A 14,583-nucleotide genomic window follows, 5' to 3' on the forward strand; every position below is an offset into this window, starting at 1 on the left:
ACTACTGCCGATATTTATCTTTGCGGATTTTTTCTTCAAGATAATCCATCACCGCAATCGCCTTAGCTTTAGTGCCAGCAATCGATGGTGAGGTTACATACTTACCTTGCATCACAATAGTTGGGACACCGTCGATACGATAAGCCTCGGTCAATTGTTTTGCAGCTCTAGCCTTTGAAACAACTGCAAAAGAACGGTATGTCGCAAGGAAGGTATTGCGATCAACGCCCTGTGAAGCAACCCAATCTGCAATTTCAGTTTCAGTAAGTAGGCGCTTATTTTCTTTATGCATCGCATACATCACCTTTTCATTGAGTGCATCGCCTTTGCCCATCGCCTCAAGAGCGTAGTACAACTGGCTATGCGGCAAGAAATCATCTCGAAATGCTACTGGCACCCTACGGAAAACAACGTCTTTAGGCTGACGCTTAACCCAAGCGCTTAACTCAGGTTCAAAGTCATAACAATGTGGGCAGCCATACCAAAAAAACTCAATAACCTCAACTTTGCCTTTTGTCTCTACCGGCTGAGGAACTGGCAGGATGCGGTAATCAAAACCTTCTTCAATTTTTTGCGCTTGAACAGCACCACACAAAACTATTAGAGTAAAAGCCAAAAAAATACGTTTGCTCAATGAGATCATATTGACAGTTTATTTACTTGATTTAATAAGATTAGATTTAATGCCCATACTATTTAATTTATCGCGAGCTGGACTACTTTCTTCAACGCTCGTGTAGGGTCCAGTTCGAACACGCCACAAAGTGTTGCCGTCACTTGTTACCTCGCTCAATTGCGCCTGAATTCCTTGAATCGCTAAGGCTGCTTTTTGCGCATCTGCATCTGCCCGCTTTGTAAACGCACCAACTTGCAAGAAATAAATCGCATCGCTCTTTGAGTCTACTGAAGAATTAGCCCCATCCGCTGATTTTTTGCCGCCGACCAAATCACCAATTGGGTCGTTAGATGCGGGCGCTGGGAGTTTGCCTTGCAAAGGCTTATTTAAATCCGACTGATCAGTCGGGGCGGCTGCCTCACTCTCAGCAGGAGTTACGGGCTTAATTGTCATCGGCAAATTCGGTGCACGAACCCCAGGTCTCTCTTGCGGAGTATTTTTGGAAAGATAGAAAGCAATGACAAAAGCAATTCCTAGACCGGCACCCAAGCCAAGCACAAAACCCAAAATAGTGCCGCCATATTGGGAACTGCGATTTGAAATGTTCATATGGGTGTCTATGTTTTGCTGTTTGAAGCTTGTTAGTTGATTCGGTTTTTTCATCATATCCTCATCTTACATATTCACTTCGTTCATTGCCACTACATCTTTGCTGGAGCAGATACCCCTAAGACTCTCAACCCATTTTGCAGAACCTGACGCGTTGCTGATAACAAGGCAAGGCGTGCAAGCTTCAGGGCTTCATCGTCTACTAATACCCGATCGGCGTTATAGAAGGTATGAAAATCACCAGCTAAATCACGCAAGTAAAAAGCGAGGGCATGTGGCGCCAATTCTGCTGCTGCATTTGTTAACACCTCTGGATACTCTGCAAGTCGTCTTAACAAATGATCCGAAGCCTTGCTTTGTAATAAGGACAAATCTGCGTTGACTAAATCGGCCGGCTTACCACCCCATTGCTGCAGAATTGAACTAATGCGCGCATGTGCATATTGCACATAAAACACAGGATTTTCATCATTTTGTTGAAGCGCTAAATCAACATCAAAGACAAATTCAGTATCTGCTTTACGAGAGATCAAGAAGAAACGCACCGCATCACGTCCGCGCTGGAGCGCCAATTCTCTCTCTTCGAGAGTCATATCGGGAGTAACGCCGCCAGACCATTCAACTAGATCTCGCACGGTCACATAAGAACCTGCGCGTTTAGAAATTTTGACCTCTTCACCATGACGCATCACGGTAACCATTTTGTGCAATACATAATCTGGGTAATCTTTCGGAATATCCCAGCCACGCTTCTGAGCTACGCCCTGCAAGCCTGAACGAACGCGTGCGATCGTTCCGTGGTGATCGCTGCCTTGAACGTTAATCACTTTCTCAAAGCCGCGATTCCATTTACTGGTGTGATATGCCACGTCTGGAACAAAATAAGTAAAGCTGCCATCTGACTTTCGCATCACGCGATCTTTATCGTCGCCGTCATCAGTTGTTCTGAGCCAAAGCGCGCCTTCAGCCTCATAGGTTTTTCCGATTGCCTGCAAATCTTGAACGATCTGGTCGACACTACCATCGGTATATAAAGATGATTCCAAATAGTAACAGTCGAACTTCACGCCAAAAGTCTTCAAATCAATATCTTGCTCGTTGCGTAAATATGCCACTGCAAATTTACGGATCGACTCTAGGTCATCCTGATAATCAGTCGATGCTTTAAATGCAGAAGCAATTTCTGCAATGTATTCCCCGTTGTAAGCTTGCTCAGGCCAATTGGCATCCCCTGGCTTTAAACCATGTAAGCGCGCTTGAACAGACAGAGCAAGATTGGCGATTTGTACGCCAGCATCGTTGTAGTAAAACTCACGATGTACTTTTACTCCCTGAGTAGCCAATAAGTTAGCCAGAGCATCGCCGAGAGCGGCTTGTCTACCATGCCCAACATGCAGGGGGCCAGTTGGGTTTGCTGAAACAAACTCAATCATGGCACTACCAATCGGTCCAGAGCCCTGACTGACTTCGCCAAAATGAACACCGGATGATAGGATCTCACCAATAACCGCAGTTTTAGCTTGGTTACTCAATCGAAAATTAATAAAACCGGGCCCAGCAATTTCGCAGGACGAAATGAGCTGGCCAAAACCAGCCTCTTTTTGCAATCTATCCACCAAGGCTTGAGCTAGATCTCGAGGATTGAGCTTCCATGCCTTTGAAAGCTGGAGGGCGATATTGCATGCCACATCCCCATGATCGACTGCCTTTGGCCTTTCTAAACGGGGGGTTGGGGCATCATCTAAGCCACGCTCCTGAGCTAGGCCTTTGAGAGCCGAACTCAACATATCAATTAAACGGTTTTTATTGGTCTGCAACATAGATAAGTGAGTTTATCAGGTGGTAAGCTGTTGAAATGATCTATCACTTTCGCTCTAAAGCTGGTCCGGATGTCATCATGCTGGCTGATCTGACCAAGCGAATCTTCGATATCTTGGGTCGCCCGCTTGAGCCCAGGGGAATATTGACTGAGGAGCAATTGCCCGCACTAATTACCGCCCTAGAAACCGCCATCTTGAATGATCTCGAGGAACGCAAAAAAGCGAATGAAAACAAAGATGGTGAATCCGAGAAACCAAAACTAGCAGATCGACTTGGTCAAAGGGCATATCCATTTTTAGAACTCATGAAGCAGGCGCGAGCAAAAAATGAACCTGTCATGTGGGGCGTTTAATCCACCAAACTTGCAAGTTGACGACGCACGTCATCAACTGATTGACCACGACGTTTTGCTAAATCCTCAACCTGCTCAGAGCTAATTTTTCCAACATTGAAATATTGCGCGTTAGGATGAGCCAAATAGAAACCGCTTACGCTTGACGCAGGATTCATAGCCAGAGATTCTGTAAGGGTCATTCCGATATCTTCAGACCCAATTACACGCAGCAAATCTTCCTTCACCTCATGTGCAGGGCAGGCAGGATAACCAGGTGCTGGACGAATGCCGCGATATTCCTCATTGATCATTTGATCATTAGTTAGCAACTCATCGGTTGCATAACCCCACAAATCAGTTCGAACGCGATGATGCATTAATTCAGCAAAAGCTTCTGCCAGGCGATCTGCTAAAGCTTTCAACATAATGGCGCTGTAATCATCATGCTTTGCCTGGAACTCGGCTACTTTCTTTTCAACACCGTGGCCAGTAGTTACCGCAAAACAACCGACGTAATCAGCAACGCCGGTATCTTTTGGCGCAACATAATCTGCTAAGCAACGATTCGGCCTACGAACACCATCAACTACAGGACGTTCTGATTGCTGGCGCAAGTTATGCCAAACAAACAAAGGATGCTTACGCTCTTCGTCGCTATAGAAAACAATATCGTCGCCAATAGTATTGGCGGGATAGAAAGCGACAACACCATCAGCCTGAAGCCATTGCCCTTTAATCAGCTTATCCAACATGATCTGAGCATCGGCATAGACCTTACGCGCTTCCTCACCAACTACTTCGTCATCCAAGATCGCTGGGAATTTTCCTGCCAAATCCCAGGTCTGAAAGAATGGAGTCCAATCTATGTACTTAGCAATATCGCTAAGAGCAAAATTCTTAAAGACACGACGTCCAATAAATTTTGGCTTCTCTGGAACATATGAAGACCAATTAATCATCTCGCGATTTTTGCGCGCTTCTTCCAGAGAGATGCTTGGTGTTGCCTTCTTATTCGCGTGCTGCTCACGAATACGAGCATAGTCATCACGCAAATCTTGAATAAATTTCTTTGCGCTCTCATCAGATAATAGACTTGATGCTACAGACACGGAACGAGATGCATCAGGCACATACACAACCGGGCCATCATAGTGAGGCGCTATCTTTACAGCGGTGTGAACTCGTGAAGTCGTAGCGCCACCAATCATTAAAGGAATTTGACGAGAACGGAAATACTCATCGCGCTGCATCTCTTGTGCAACGTATGTCATTTCTTCTAGCGATGGAGTTATCAATCCTGAAAGACCGACAATATCTGCATTTTCTTCTTTGGCACGCTTCAAGATTTCCGCGCAAGGCACCATCACGCCCATGTTAGCAACTTCAAAATTATTACATTGCAGTACTACAGTAACAATATTCTTACCAATATCGTGCACATCACCTTTGACGGTAGCCATCACAATCTTGCCTTTGGCTTTGGCCTCGCCACCCGCCGCGATATGTTGACGCTTTTCTTCCTCAATATAGGGTATGAGCATCGCAACAGCTTGCTTCATTACACGCGCACTCTTTACCACCTGCGGCAAGAACATTTTGCCGGCGCCAAACAAATCGCCTACAACATTCATACCATCCATGAGCGGGCCTTCAATGACCTCGATTGGTCTACCACCCGCGCCCATGATCTGCGCGCGTAACTCTTCAGTATCTTCTTCTATAAATGTCGTGATGCCATGCACTAAAGCATGCGTTAAACGCTCGCGTACTGGCGCTTCTCGCCACGCTAAATTCTCAACCTGCTTAGTACCATCGCCTTTAAATTGATCGGCAATCGCCAAGAGTCTCTCGGTTGGGGTTTGACCTTCTTTTAACTTAAAACGATTGAGTACTACGTCTTCAACTCGCTCGCGCAGTTCTGGGTCAAGGTCAGCATATACGCCTAATTGACCAGCATTAACGATGCCCATGTCCATGCCGGCTTGAATCGCATGGTAAAGAAATACTGTATGAATTGCTTCTCGTACTCGATCATTTCCACGGAAAGAGAAGCTCACATTTGAAACGCCACCGCTGACCTTAGCTCCAGGAAGATTCTCTTTTATCCAACGTGTAGCGTTAATGAAATCCACGGCATAGTTATCATGCTCTTCAATACCCGTCGCAATCGCAAAGATATTGGGATCGAAAATAATATCTTCTGCAGGAAAGCCAATCTCATTTACCAGAATGTCATAGCTTCTCTGACAAATTTCTATCTTGCGCTCAAATGTATCAGCCTGACCTACCTCATCGAATGCCATCACCACTGTTGCTGCACCATAACGACGTATCAGAGCAGCTTGCTTACGGAAAGGCTCCTCGCCCTCCTTCATAGAAATTGAATTGACGATGGGCTTGCCCTGAATGCACTTCAGACCTGCCTCAATCACACTCCATTTTGAGGAGTCAATCATGATGGGTACGCGTGCAATATCAGGCTCGGATGCAATTAGATTGAGGAAGCGCGTCATTGCCGCTTCTGAGTCAAGCATTGCCTCATCCATGTTGATGTCAATGACTTGGGCACCGTTTTCAACTTGCTGGCGCGCTACAGCAAGCGCTTCATCAAATTGATTATTCAAAATCATTCGTGCAAATGCTTTGGAGCCCGTCACATTAGTACGCTCACCAATGTTCACGAAGCCTACAGCGTCAGTTACATTGAATGGCTCCAATCCAGAGAGCTTCATTGCTGGAATCATTTGCTTCTGATTTTTGTTTTCTATCTTACTCATGCTTCTTCAGCCTCTTCTCGATAGAAAACTCTCGGCTTGCGTTTTGCAACTGCACTTGCAATCGCGCGAATGTGGTCAGGCGTAGTTCCACAACAACCGCCCACCAAGTTCACCAACCCATCTTTCGCAAAACCGTCTACTAAACCCGAGGTAATTTCAGGCGTCTCATCAAATCCAGTATCACTCATCGGGTTAGGTAAACCCGCATTTGGATAGCAAGATACTGCGGCATCACATATGCGCGCTAGCTCCGCGATATAAGGGCGCATCAGGGCTGCACCCAAAGCACAGTTGAGTCCAAAAGTCAGCGGCTTGATGTGGCGAAGGCTATTCCAGAATGCTTCTACAGTTTGCCCTGAAAGAATTCTTCCGGAGGCATCTGTTACGGTTCCGGAAATCATGACTGGCAAGCGCTCGCCTGTCTCTTCAAAGAATTCATCGAGGGCAAACAACGCTGCTTTTGCATTCAGAGTATCGAAAATAGTTTCAACTAAAAATAAATCCACTCCGCCCGCAAAAAGCCCTTCAATTTGTTCGCGATAAGAAGTGCGCAAAGCATCAAAAGTAATATTGCGCGCACCCGGATCATTTACATCGGGAGAAATACTTGCAGTCTTTGGAGTTGGACCAATCGCGCCAGCAGCAAAACGCGGCTTATCAACAGTGCCGTACTTATCACAGGCAGCACGTGCGAGTTTTGCCGAGACTTCATTCATCTCTCGCGCCAAGCCAGGCATCTTGTAATCTTCTTGAGCTACCGAGGTTGCGCCAAATGTGTTCGTCTCAATAATGTCAGCGCCAGCATCTAAATACTTCTCGTGTATCTCGCTGATGATTTGAGGCTGGGTCAGCACTAATAATTCATTATTTCCTTTGAGGTCGCCAGGATGTTCTGCAAAACGAGTATTTCCTGGCAGCCCCCGATAATCCGCTTCGGTTAACTTATATTGCTGAATCATGGTGCCCATTGCGCCATCCAATATGAGGATGCGCTGCTTTAAAAGCTCAGGAAGTGCCTGACCGCGGGTGTAAGGCTGGGACAAACCATTAAATTGCATTGCTTAACCGGGATTGATCTCTAGAATCCCTTATTCTATTGGAAAAGCCACCTTTTATTTACCCTGGAGTCGCTATGTTTGGAACCATTCCCGAATTCAATCAAAGTCTTGAGATGTTTAAAACCATGTGGGGACAAGGCGCAACAGGCCAAGCTGGACAGTTCCCCTTCACCACGGACGCCTCTAAAGCGGCTGGCGGCTTTGGTGCGGCCTTTCCAGGCATGGACATCGAGGAACTTGAGAAACGCATTAAGGACCTGAAAAGCGTTGAAAACTGGCTCAATCTCAACCTCAATATTCTGAAGTCCACGATTCAGGGACTTGAAGTACAACATGCAACAATGATGGCCCTGAAATCATTTGGGGATGCAGTTTCTGCGGCAAGTGCTGCAGCCACACCCAAATCAGAATCTAGCGAGAGTCCTAAAGCAACAAAAGCTAAACCGCGTAAAACCGCAACACGCCGTCCTCGCAAAGCTGGCGATCCAACTTACCTCGACGAAGTAGGTAATTCAGATGAGCAATAGCCTCACCCATTGCAAAAGTGAGTTGGTGAATATCGAGTTCTCGTTTAAATAAAACAGGAACAATTTCGCGAGCAGTAATCGGCTTTTGACATGCCGCCAATGCATCTGCCAAACGCTCATCGTGATGAGCGTTTAACTGCATGATTCTGGGCTTTATACCAACAAAAGGTTTTCCATGGGATGGCAGCACTAATGTGTCATCTGGCAAGGGTAAATACTTTGCCAACGATTGCAGATACAAGCCTAATGGATCAGCATCTGGATCAGCGTCATAAACGCTAACGTTCGTAGAGATCCTCGGCAACAACATATCTCCTGAAATCAACACTTTCAGGTTTTTGCAAAATAGTGATGCATGCTCTGGTGCATGACCATAACCCATGATGACTTGCCAATCATTTCCACCAATGGAAATAAACTCACCATCAAGGATGCGGCGATATTGGCGGGGCACACCAGGAACCATATTGCTATAGTAATTTGATCGCGCCCGAATTTTTTCCAAATCCTCTGGTGCGGTTAAACCATGCTTTTGAAAATGGTCCGCAGAACCACCGCCGCCTGCACGCGCACCTACCGCTGCGCCACCCTCTTTGCAACTTAACCATTGCGCTGTCAAATAATCTGTCATGGAAATCCACAAAGGGGCATTCCATTTTTCACATAGCCACTGAGACAAACCAACATGATCTGGATGCATATGCGTCACAATCACACGCAATACCGGCAAGCCTTCTAATTGAGTTGCAAAAATAGTTTCCCATGATGCTTTTGTCTCATCATTGGCAATACCGCAGTCCACAATTGTCCAACCCTCAATTCCATTGAATTGATCGCGCAACAGCCAAAGATTAATATGATCTAAAGCAAAGGGTAGCTTCATACGCAACCAGCGAACGCCGGGCGCAAGCTCAATGCTTTGCCCCACTGGTGGAAGTTGATCCCCTAATGGATAATGAATGGCATCTTCATTCATGGTTTGCTGTTGCTTACTCATATTTAATTTCTTTTATTGCACTCAAGATTACTTTGACAACAGTTCCATCACCCTGCATTAATTGGTGCGATATCAACCCTGAAAACGGCTATTGTCGCGGCTGTTATCGCACACTTTCTGAAATCGCAGATTGGTCAGAATTACCCAACGAAGATAAACTCAAGATTTGGGAAGCCATCACCACTCGTAAATTGCAAGCTTAGATTAAGCTGATCTTCAAGTCATCTCTTAGCGATTCACATCTATAATCAAACGACCGCGCACATTGCCAAGCATCAACTCCTGCGCATACTTTAAAGATTCTTCCAGAGTAATTTCTTGAGAAATTTCATCGAGCGTCTTCAGATCAACTAATTTACTTAACTGCTCATAAGCGGCAATTCGTTTTTCACGAGGCACTGTAACGCTATTAATTCCATAAAGTGTTACGCCTCGCAAAATAAAAGGTGCCACACTTGAAGGAAAGTCCATGCCTTGGGCGAGCCCGCAAGCAGCTACCGCACCATTACTCTTGGTTTGTGCGCAGGCATTTGCAAGCGTGTAACTACCGACACTATCTAATACCGCAGCCCAACGCTCTTTAGCTAAAGGTTTGCCTGGCGCTGACAAGCTTGCGCGATCAATAACTTCACTGGCGCCTAATTTTTTTAGATAATCCGCTTCAGCCATCCGCCCCGTACTAGCAACCACAGTAAACCCGAGCTTACTTAATAAGGTGATCGCAAAACTGCCGACACCACCAGCTGCACCAGTAACCAAAACTTCACCATCACTTGGTTTGAGCCCATGCTTTTGTAAAGCCATTACACACAGCATAGCGGTATATCCAGCAGTACCAATTGCAAGGGCTTGTTTTGCAGTAAATCCTTTTGGCAATGGAATAAGCCAATCAGATTTCACGCGAGCCTGTTGAGCCAAACCACCCCAATGGCCCTCGCCAACTCCCCAGCCATTTAAAAGCACCATATCGCCCGCCTTAAAGTCAGGACTAGCGCTCTCGATGACCTCTCCCGCAAAGTCAATTCCAGGAACCATAGGGAAACTGCGCACAACAGGGCCCTTACCGGTAATGGCCAAACCATCCTTGTAATTGAGGGTGGAATAGAGAACTTTTACCCTGACATCACCCTCTGGAAGGCTGGATTCATCGACCTGACCAAGCTCTGCTCTGTACCCCTGGTCATCTTTATTAATCAAGATTGCTTTAAACATGTCTCTTTTCCCCGCATCTTTTGTGTAATAGGTTTATCCTAACGAGCATTGTCGATTATGGAGGCTTCCATGAAAAAAATTCTACTATTAACTGCAATTTCTGGCTCATTACTTACAGGCTGCTATTCGACCGAAATTAATATGTCGATGGGCAATATGCGTCTGATTACCTCCAGCGCTAGCCCGCAAGACGTCATGGACTTCGCTACCAAGACCTGTAAAAACGATTTTTACCAAGGTGCAAGCTTTTTATCTAAGGCTGGTAAGGAATATCGCTTTAAGTGCGTAAAGGCTGAAGAAAACGAAGTATTGATTCCAATTCCAGGCACTACGATTGAATCAACACCTAAAACAGACAGCAAGTAAAGAGAGATGGCCCCATTTACATCGCAGGAGCTTCGCAAGGGATTTGCTTCCTTTGCAACTGGGGTCACTGTTATTACCTGTGTTGACGAGAATCAAAATCCGCACGGCATCACAATTAGCTCATTTAATACTGTCTCCTTAGAGCCACCATTAATTCTATGGAGTCTTAAGAAGCACTCTCGCTTTATGCCCTGGGTTGAAGTTGGCAAAAAGCATTTAATACACGTGCTAGAACGCTCACAAGAGTCGCTAGCAATGCACTTCGCAACAGTGAAAGTAAATCAATTTGACGCAATTGCTCATCAGCACTCCGATAGTGGCCTAACGCAAATTAAACACTGTGTAGCCTACTATGAATGTGAAACTGTTTCAGTTCATACCGGTGGCGATCACAATATTATTGTTGCTAAAGTCATTCAATTAAAAAATCATCCTGAAATGGAACCGCTCATTTTTGCGCGCAGCAAATTTGTTGGTCTAGATTTTTCTGAGGCTAAAACTAGCTAATCACTAAAATTCTTATAGGAATAAATATGATGCGTTTATGGGGGCGGAAAAGCTCTATTAATGTCCAGAAAGTTCTGTGGTGTCTTGCTGAATTAGGGCTTAAGGAAGGCGTTGATTTTGAACGTATTGATGCCGGCCTTCAGTTTGGTAAAGTGCGCACTCCTGAGTTCTTAAAACTCAATCCCAACGGTTTAGTGCCTACGCTGGAAGATAAAGGTCTCGTGCTGTGGGAATCCAATACCATCATGCGATACCTAGCTTCGCAGTACAACAAAAATAAGCACTTTCCTGCGGACATTGCCTCTCAATATGGCTCTGAAAAGTGGATGGATTGGCAGGTCGGTACGCTATGGCCAGTTTTACGTCCTGCCTTCATCGGCCTGACGCGAGTTCCAGTTGCAGAACAAAACCACGAACTTATCTTAAAGTCTTATCAAGAAACAAATCAGTTATTCGAAGTTCTCGATAAAACTCTAGCATCACAGGCTTTTTGCTCTGGAGAGAAATTTCACCTTGGAGATATCGTTCTCAGCCTATGTGTGCACCGCTGGATCTTGATTAACAACACATTTGCAAAAGAAACTGGCACACGAGCAAACTTACAGAATGTCGATCGCTGGTTAAATCAAATTAAGTCAGAAACTCATTTTCAAGAATTTGCGGAAAAAGAGCTCAACATCATTAACAAGTGATATTGAGCTTTATTTCATTAAAAATTATTCTTGCTTGAATTTCTTCTGGTGGTGATCTGCCCCCATATAGAGATACATCGCAGGCACTACAAAAAGCGTGAATAAGGTGCCAATTGATAATCCTGTAAAAATCACGATACCCATCGATTGACGGCCGGCCGCACCAGCTCCAGAAGCAATCACCAAGGGCACAACCCCTAAAACCATCGCTGCGGTCGTCATCAAAATTGGCCTTAAACGAACGCTGCTTGCCTCAACAATGGCGTCTAATTTGCTGCGACCAGCTTCTTGCAATTCATTTGCAAATTCGACAATCAAAATACCGTGCTTACTAATCAAGCCCATCAGAGTGACTAGACCTACCTGCGTGTACACATTGAGGGTGGTGAAGCCTAGATTAATAAAAATTAATGCGCCAAAAAGAGCTAAGGGCACCGACACTAAAATGACGATCGGATCGCGGAAACTTTCAAACTGGGCCGCAAGCACCAGAAAAACAATCAAAATCGCAAAGAACATCGTTACAAGAAAGCCGCCTGACTCAGACATAAACTGACGTGAAGGGCCCGCATAGTCCATTGAGTAACCATTGGGCGCAACTTCTTTTAAAGTTTGGCGCATGTATTCCAATAAATCAGCTTGAGAGATAAACGGCGTACTCACTCCAGAAATAGTTGCGGAGTTTAATTGCTGAAAGTGATTAATCGATTGCGGCACTACGCGCTGCTTAATACTTGCAATCGTACGCGCCTGGATCATTGCGCCGCTTGGAGTTCGGATGTAGTAATCCAATATCTGATCTGGATTGAGACGGTCTACCTGCTTCACTTGCGGGATCACTCGATATGAACGGCCTGAGACAGAAAAATAGTTCACATAACCACCGCCCAAAGCTGCAGAGAGCGCTGCACCAACTTGCTGCTGAGTCATTCCTAAAGCAGCCACCTTCTCGCGATCAATCACAAGAACATCTTGCGGCTTATCAATCTTTAAGTCGGAGTCTACAAAGAAGAAGTTGCCACTGCGACGTGCTTTATCCAAAACCGCTTGGGACACCTCATTCAATTGCTCATAAGACTCAGTAGTATTAATTACTACCTGAACAGGTAAGCCCTGCGCCCCGGGTAAAGCGGGGAATTGGAATGCCGCTACACGTGCACCAGCAATCGTATTCCACTTTTGCTGCATGTCTTCTTGAAACTTGGTCGCATTACGACTACGTGAGCTCCAATCTTTTAATAAGATACCGCCAAAGCTAGATGTCGGACTGGTTATCTGAAACGCTTGTTCGTATTCTGGTTCAGCCGCAGCAATAGCGTAAATTTGATCTGCATACGTTTGCATCTGATTAACAGTACTGTTAGGCGGTCCAGATGCCTGCATCAACACAATACCTTGGTCTTCTGTTGGAGCCAATTCAGCGCGCGCAGTTGCGTAAAGATAAGCAACTCCACCGAGCAAAATCGCGCCCATCACAATAATCACTTGCCAGGTACTTAATAAATCACGCAAAGTAGATTGATAGCTGTGATGCACTCTATCAAATATCTGATCGATCTTGTGTACAAAAGAAGAAGCTTCTTGCTCTTCAGTAAAAATGCGCGAACACATCATTGGTGACAAAGTTAATGCAATCAAGCCCGATACCGCTACAGCACTGGCTAAGGTAAATGCAAATTCCGTGAAAAGAGCTCCGGTTAGACCACCCTGAAAACCAATCGGAATGTATACAGCGATCAATACAACCGTCATCGCCAAAATTGGGCTACCTAATTCACGAGCGGCGATTAATGAGGCCTCCAAAGGAGATTTGCCTTCTTTCATATGCCTGTCAACGTTTTCGACCACGATGATGGCATCGTCTACTACTAGACCAATTGCTAGCACCAACGCTAAAAGTGTTAGCAAATTAATGGAGTAGCCCAATATTTGCATTAAGAAGAAAGTGCCAATCAGAGACAGCGGCATCGCAATTACCGGCACCGCAACCGCACGAACGCTCCCTAAAAACAAGTAAATCACAACTGTCACAATGACTAAAGCCTCAAGCAAGGTTGAGATCACTTCATCAATTGAGCTAGTAATAAATTCTGTAGAGTCGTAAACGATTTGACCATTCATACCAATCGGTAATTGCTTCTGGATGTCTGGAACCACATCTCTAACGCGCTGAGCTACATCAAGCAAATTAGCTTGTGGTGCAACCTTGATACCAATAAATACAGATTGCTTACCGCTGAAAGCCACATTGGTGTTGTAATCTTCAGAGCCTAAAGAAACATTTGCCACCTGTTCTAGATAAACAATATTGACGCCATCCTTCTTAACCACCAGCTTGCGAAATTCTTCTAGTGTGTGCAAGTCAGTACCGGCAACCAAGTCAACAGAAACCATGTCGCCTTTTGTGCTACCTACCGCAGATAGATAGTTGTTCGCAGACATTGCGCTGTACACATCATCCGCACCAACGCCAAGTCCTGCCATTTTTTCACGATCTAACCACGCGCGTAGAGCAAACTTTCTGCCACCAATGATCTCGGCATTCTGTACACCCTCAACAGAATCTAACTTAGGCTTTACAACACGTAATAAATAATCTGTGATCGCATTGTTGGGCAATTGATCGCTATAAAAGCCCATATACATCGCAGCAGTAGATTGGCCCACTTGAACAGTCAAAACAGGTTGTTGTGCTTGTGGAGGCAATTGATTTTTTACTGCACTGATTTGCGTCTGAATCTGCGTCAGTGCAGAGTTCGAGTCATAGTTCAGTTTTAGTGTCGCAATGATGGTAGAGACACCGCTCACGCTAGTTGAAGATAGATAATCAATGCCCTGCGCTTGAGCGATTGATGCCTCTAAGGGCTGCGTAATAAAGCCAGCAATCGTTTCTGGGTCAGCACCGTAATATGCAGTCGTAATCGTAACGATGGCATTTTGGGTTTGTGGGTATTGGTTAACCGGCAGGGAGCCAATCGCCTTCAATCCAAAGACGAGCACAAGCGCGCTGACTACCAACGATAGCACTGGCCTGCGGATGAATATATCAGTCCAATTCATCGACTCG

General features: G+C 45.4%; 14 protein-coding genes. 6 read left to right on the top strand and 8 right to left on the bottom strand.

Annotated elements, in window-relative coordinates; genetic code table 11:
* Window position 1: 1 nt before the first annotated feature.
* From NHB35_RS10290 to argS, 3 genes are all read right to left on the bottom strand, one after another.
* On the bottom strand, window positions 2-643 hold the full coding sequence (locus tag NHB35_RS10290) for a thiol:disulfide interchange protein DsbA/DsbL (protein WP_353432270.1): 642 nt from the start codon (window positions 641-643) through the stop codon (window positions 2-4).
* A 9-nt stretch (window positions 644-652) separates the two neighbouring features.
* Window positions 653-1,225, bottom strand: a complete 573-nt coding sequence (locus tag NHB35_RS10295) for an SPOR domain-containing protein (RefSeq protein ID WP_353432271.1) — start codon at window positions 1,223-1,225, stop codon at window positions 653-655.
* Window positions 1,226-1,317: 92 nt separating this feature from the next.
* Window positions 1,318-3,045, bottom strand: coding sequence for an arginine--tRNA ligase (gene argS / locus NHB35_RS10300; RefSeq protein WP_353432272.1), 1,728 nt, complete (start codon window positions 3,043-3,045; stop codon window positions 1,318-1,320).
* Window positions 3,046-3,080: 35 nt separating this feature from the next.
* Between argS and NHB35_RS10305 the strand changes: the two genes are divergently transcribed.
* Window positions 3,081-3,398, top strand: coding sequence for a DUF1840 domain-containing protein (locus NHB35_RS10305; protein ID WP_353432273.1), 318 nt, complete (start codon window positions 3,081-3,083; stop codon window positions 3,396-3,398).
* Here NHB35_RS10305 and metH read toward each other — a convergent pair.
* Both metH and NHB35_RS10315 read right to left on the bottom strand, forming a co-directional pair.
* Window positions 3,395-6,157: a methionine synthase gene (gene metH / locus NHB35_RS10310; RefSeq protein ID WP_353432274.1), complete on the bottom strand. Its 2,763-nt coding sequence runs from the start codon at window positions 6,155-6,157 to the stop codon at window positions 3,395-3,397. The two genes, NHB35_RS10305 and metH, sit on opposite strands and share 4 nt — an antisense overlap.
* Window positions 6,154-7,215: a homocysteine S-methyltransferase family protein gene (locus NHB35_RS10315; RefSeq protein ID WP_353432275.1), complete on the bottom strand. Its 1,062-nt coding sequence runs from the start codon at window positions 7,213-7,215 to the stop codon at window positions 6,154-6,156. The genes metH and NHB35_RS10315 overlap by 4 nt, the downstream gene beginning before the upstream one ends.
* 74 nt (window positions 7,216-7,289) lie before the next feature.
* Between NHB35_RS10315 and NHB35_RS10320 the strand changes: the two genes are divergently transcribed.
* The gene (locus NHB35_RS10320; RefSeq protein ID WP_353432276.1) at window positions 7,290-7,742 is read left to right on the top strand and encodes a PhaM family polyhydroxyalkanoate granule multifunctional regulatory protein; all 453 of its coding nucleotides are present in this window, start codon (window positions 7,290-7,292) and stop codon (window positions 7,740-7,742) included.
* Here the strand turns inward: NHB35_RS10320 and NHB35_RS10325 are convergent.
* Window positions 7,654-8,718 carry an MBL fold metallo-hydrolase gene (locus tag NHB35_RS10325; protein ID WP_353433440.1) on the bottom strand — a complete coding sequence of 355 codons (1,065 nt, stop codon included), beginning with the start codon at window positions 8,716-8,718 and terminating at the stop codon, window positions 7,654-7,656. The genes NHB35_RS10320 and NHB35_RS10325 overlap by 89 nt on opposite strands.
* Before the next feature lie 53 nt (window positions 8,719-8,771).
* On the opposite strand from NHB35_RS10325, the gene NHB35_RS10330 reads away from it, so the two are divergent.
* Complete coding sequence (locus tag NHB35_RS10330; protein WP_353432277.1) at window positions 8,772-8,942, top strand: DUF1289 domain-containing protein; 171 nt, start codon at window positions 8,772-8,774, stop codon at window positions 8,940-8,942.
* A 25-nt stretch (window positions 8,943-8,967) separates the two neighbouring features.
* On the opposite strand, the gene NHB35_RS10335 is transcribed toward NHB35_RS10330, so the two are convergent.
* Complete coding sequence (locus tag NHB35_RS10335) at window positions 8,968-9,951, bottom strand: MDR family oxidoreductase (RefSeq protein ID WP_353432278.1); 984 nt, start codon at window positions 9,949-9,951, stop codon at window positions 8,968-8,970.
* Window positions 9,952-10,020: 69 nt separating this feature from the next.
* Here NHB35_RS10335 and NHB35_RS10340 point away from each other — a divergent pair, with 69 nt between their 5' ends.
* The 3 genes from NHB35_RS10340 to NHB35_RS10350 are packed head-to-tail and all read left to right on the top strand — an operon-like array spanning window position 10,021 to window position 11,516.
* Window positions 10,021-10,317, top strand: coding sequence for a hypothetical protein (locus NHB35_RS10340; protein ID WP_353432279.1), 297 nt, complete (start codon window positions 10,021-10,023; stop codon window positions 10,315-10,317).
* A 6-nt stretch (window positions 10,318-10,323) separates the two neighbouring features.
* Window positions 10,324-10,824 (top strand): flavin reductase family protein, encoded by a 501-nt coding sequence (locus tag NHB35_RS10345; protein ID WP_353432280.1) that lies wholly within the window; start codon window positions 10,324-10,326, stop codon window positions 10,822-10,824.
* A 26-nt stretch (window positions 10,825-10,850) separates the two neighbouring features.
* Entirely contained in the window at window positions 10,851-11,516 is a 666-nt protein-coding gene (locus tag NHB35_RS10350) for a glutathione S-transferase N-terminal domain-containing protein (RefSeq protein WP_353432281.1), read from the top strand.
* A 24-nt stretch (window positions 11,517-11,540) separates the two neighbouring features.
* On the opposite strand, the gene NHB35_RS10355 is transcribed toward NHB35_RS10350, so the two are convergent.
* Window positions 11,541-14,576 (bottom strand): efflux RND transporter permease subunit, encoded by a 3,036-nt coding sequence (locus NHB35_RS10355; RefSeq protein WP_353432282.1) that lies wholly within the window; start codon window positions 14,574-14,576, stop codon window positions 11,541-11,543.
* Window positions 14,577-14,583 lie beyond the last annotated feature (7 nt).

This window comes from Polynucleobacter sp. MWH-UH23A (genome assembly GCF_040409805.1).
Classification (GTDB): domain Bacteria; phylum Pseudomonadota; class Gammaproteobacteria; order Burkholderiales; family Burkholderiaceae; genus Polynucleobacter.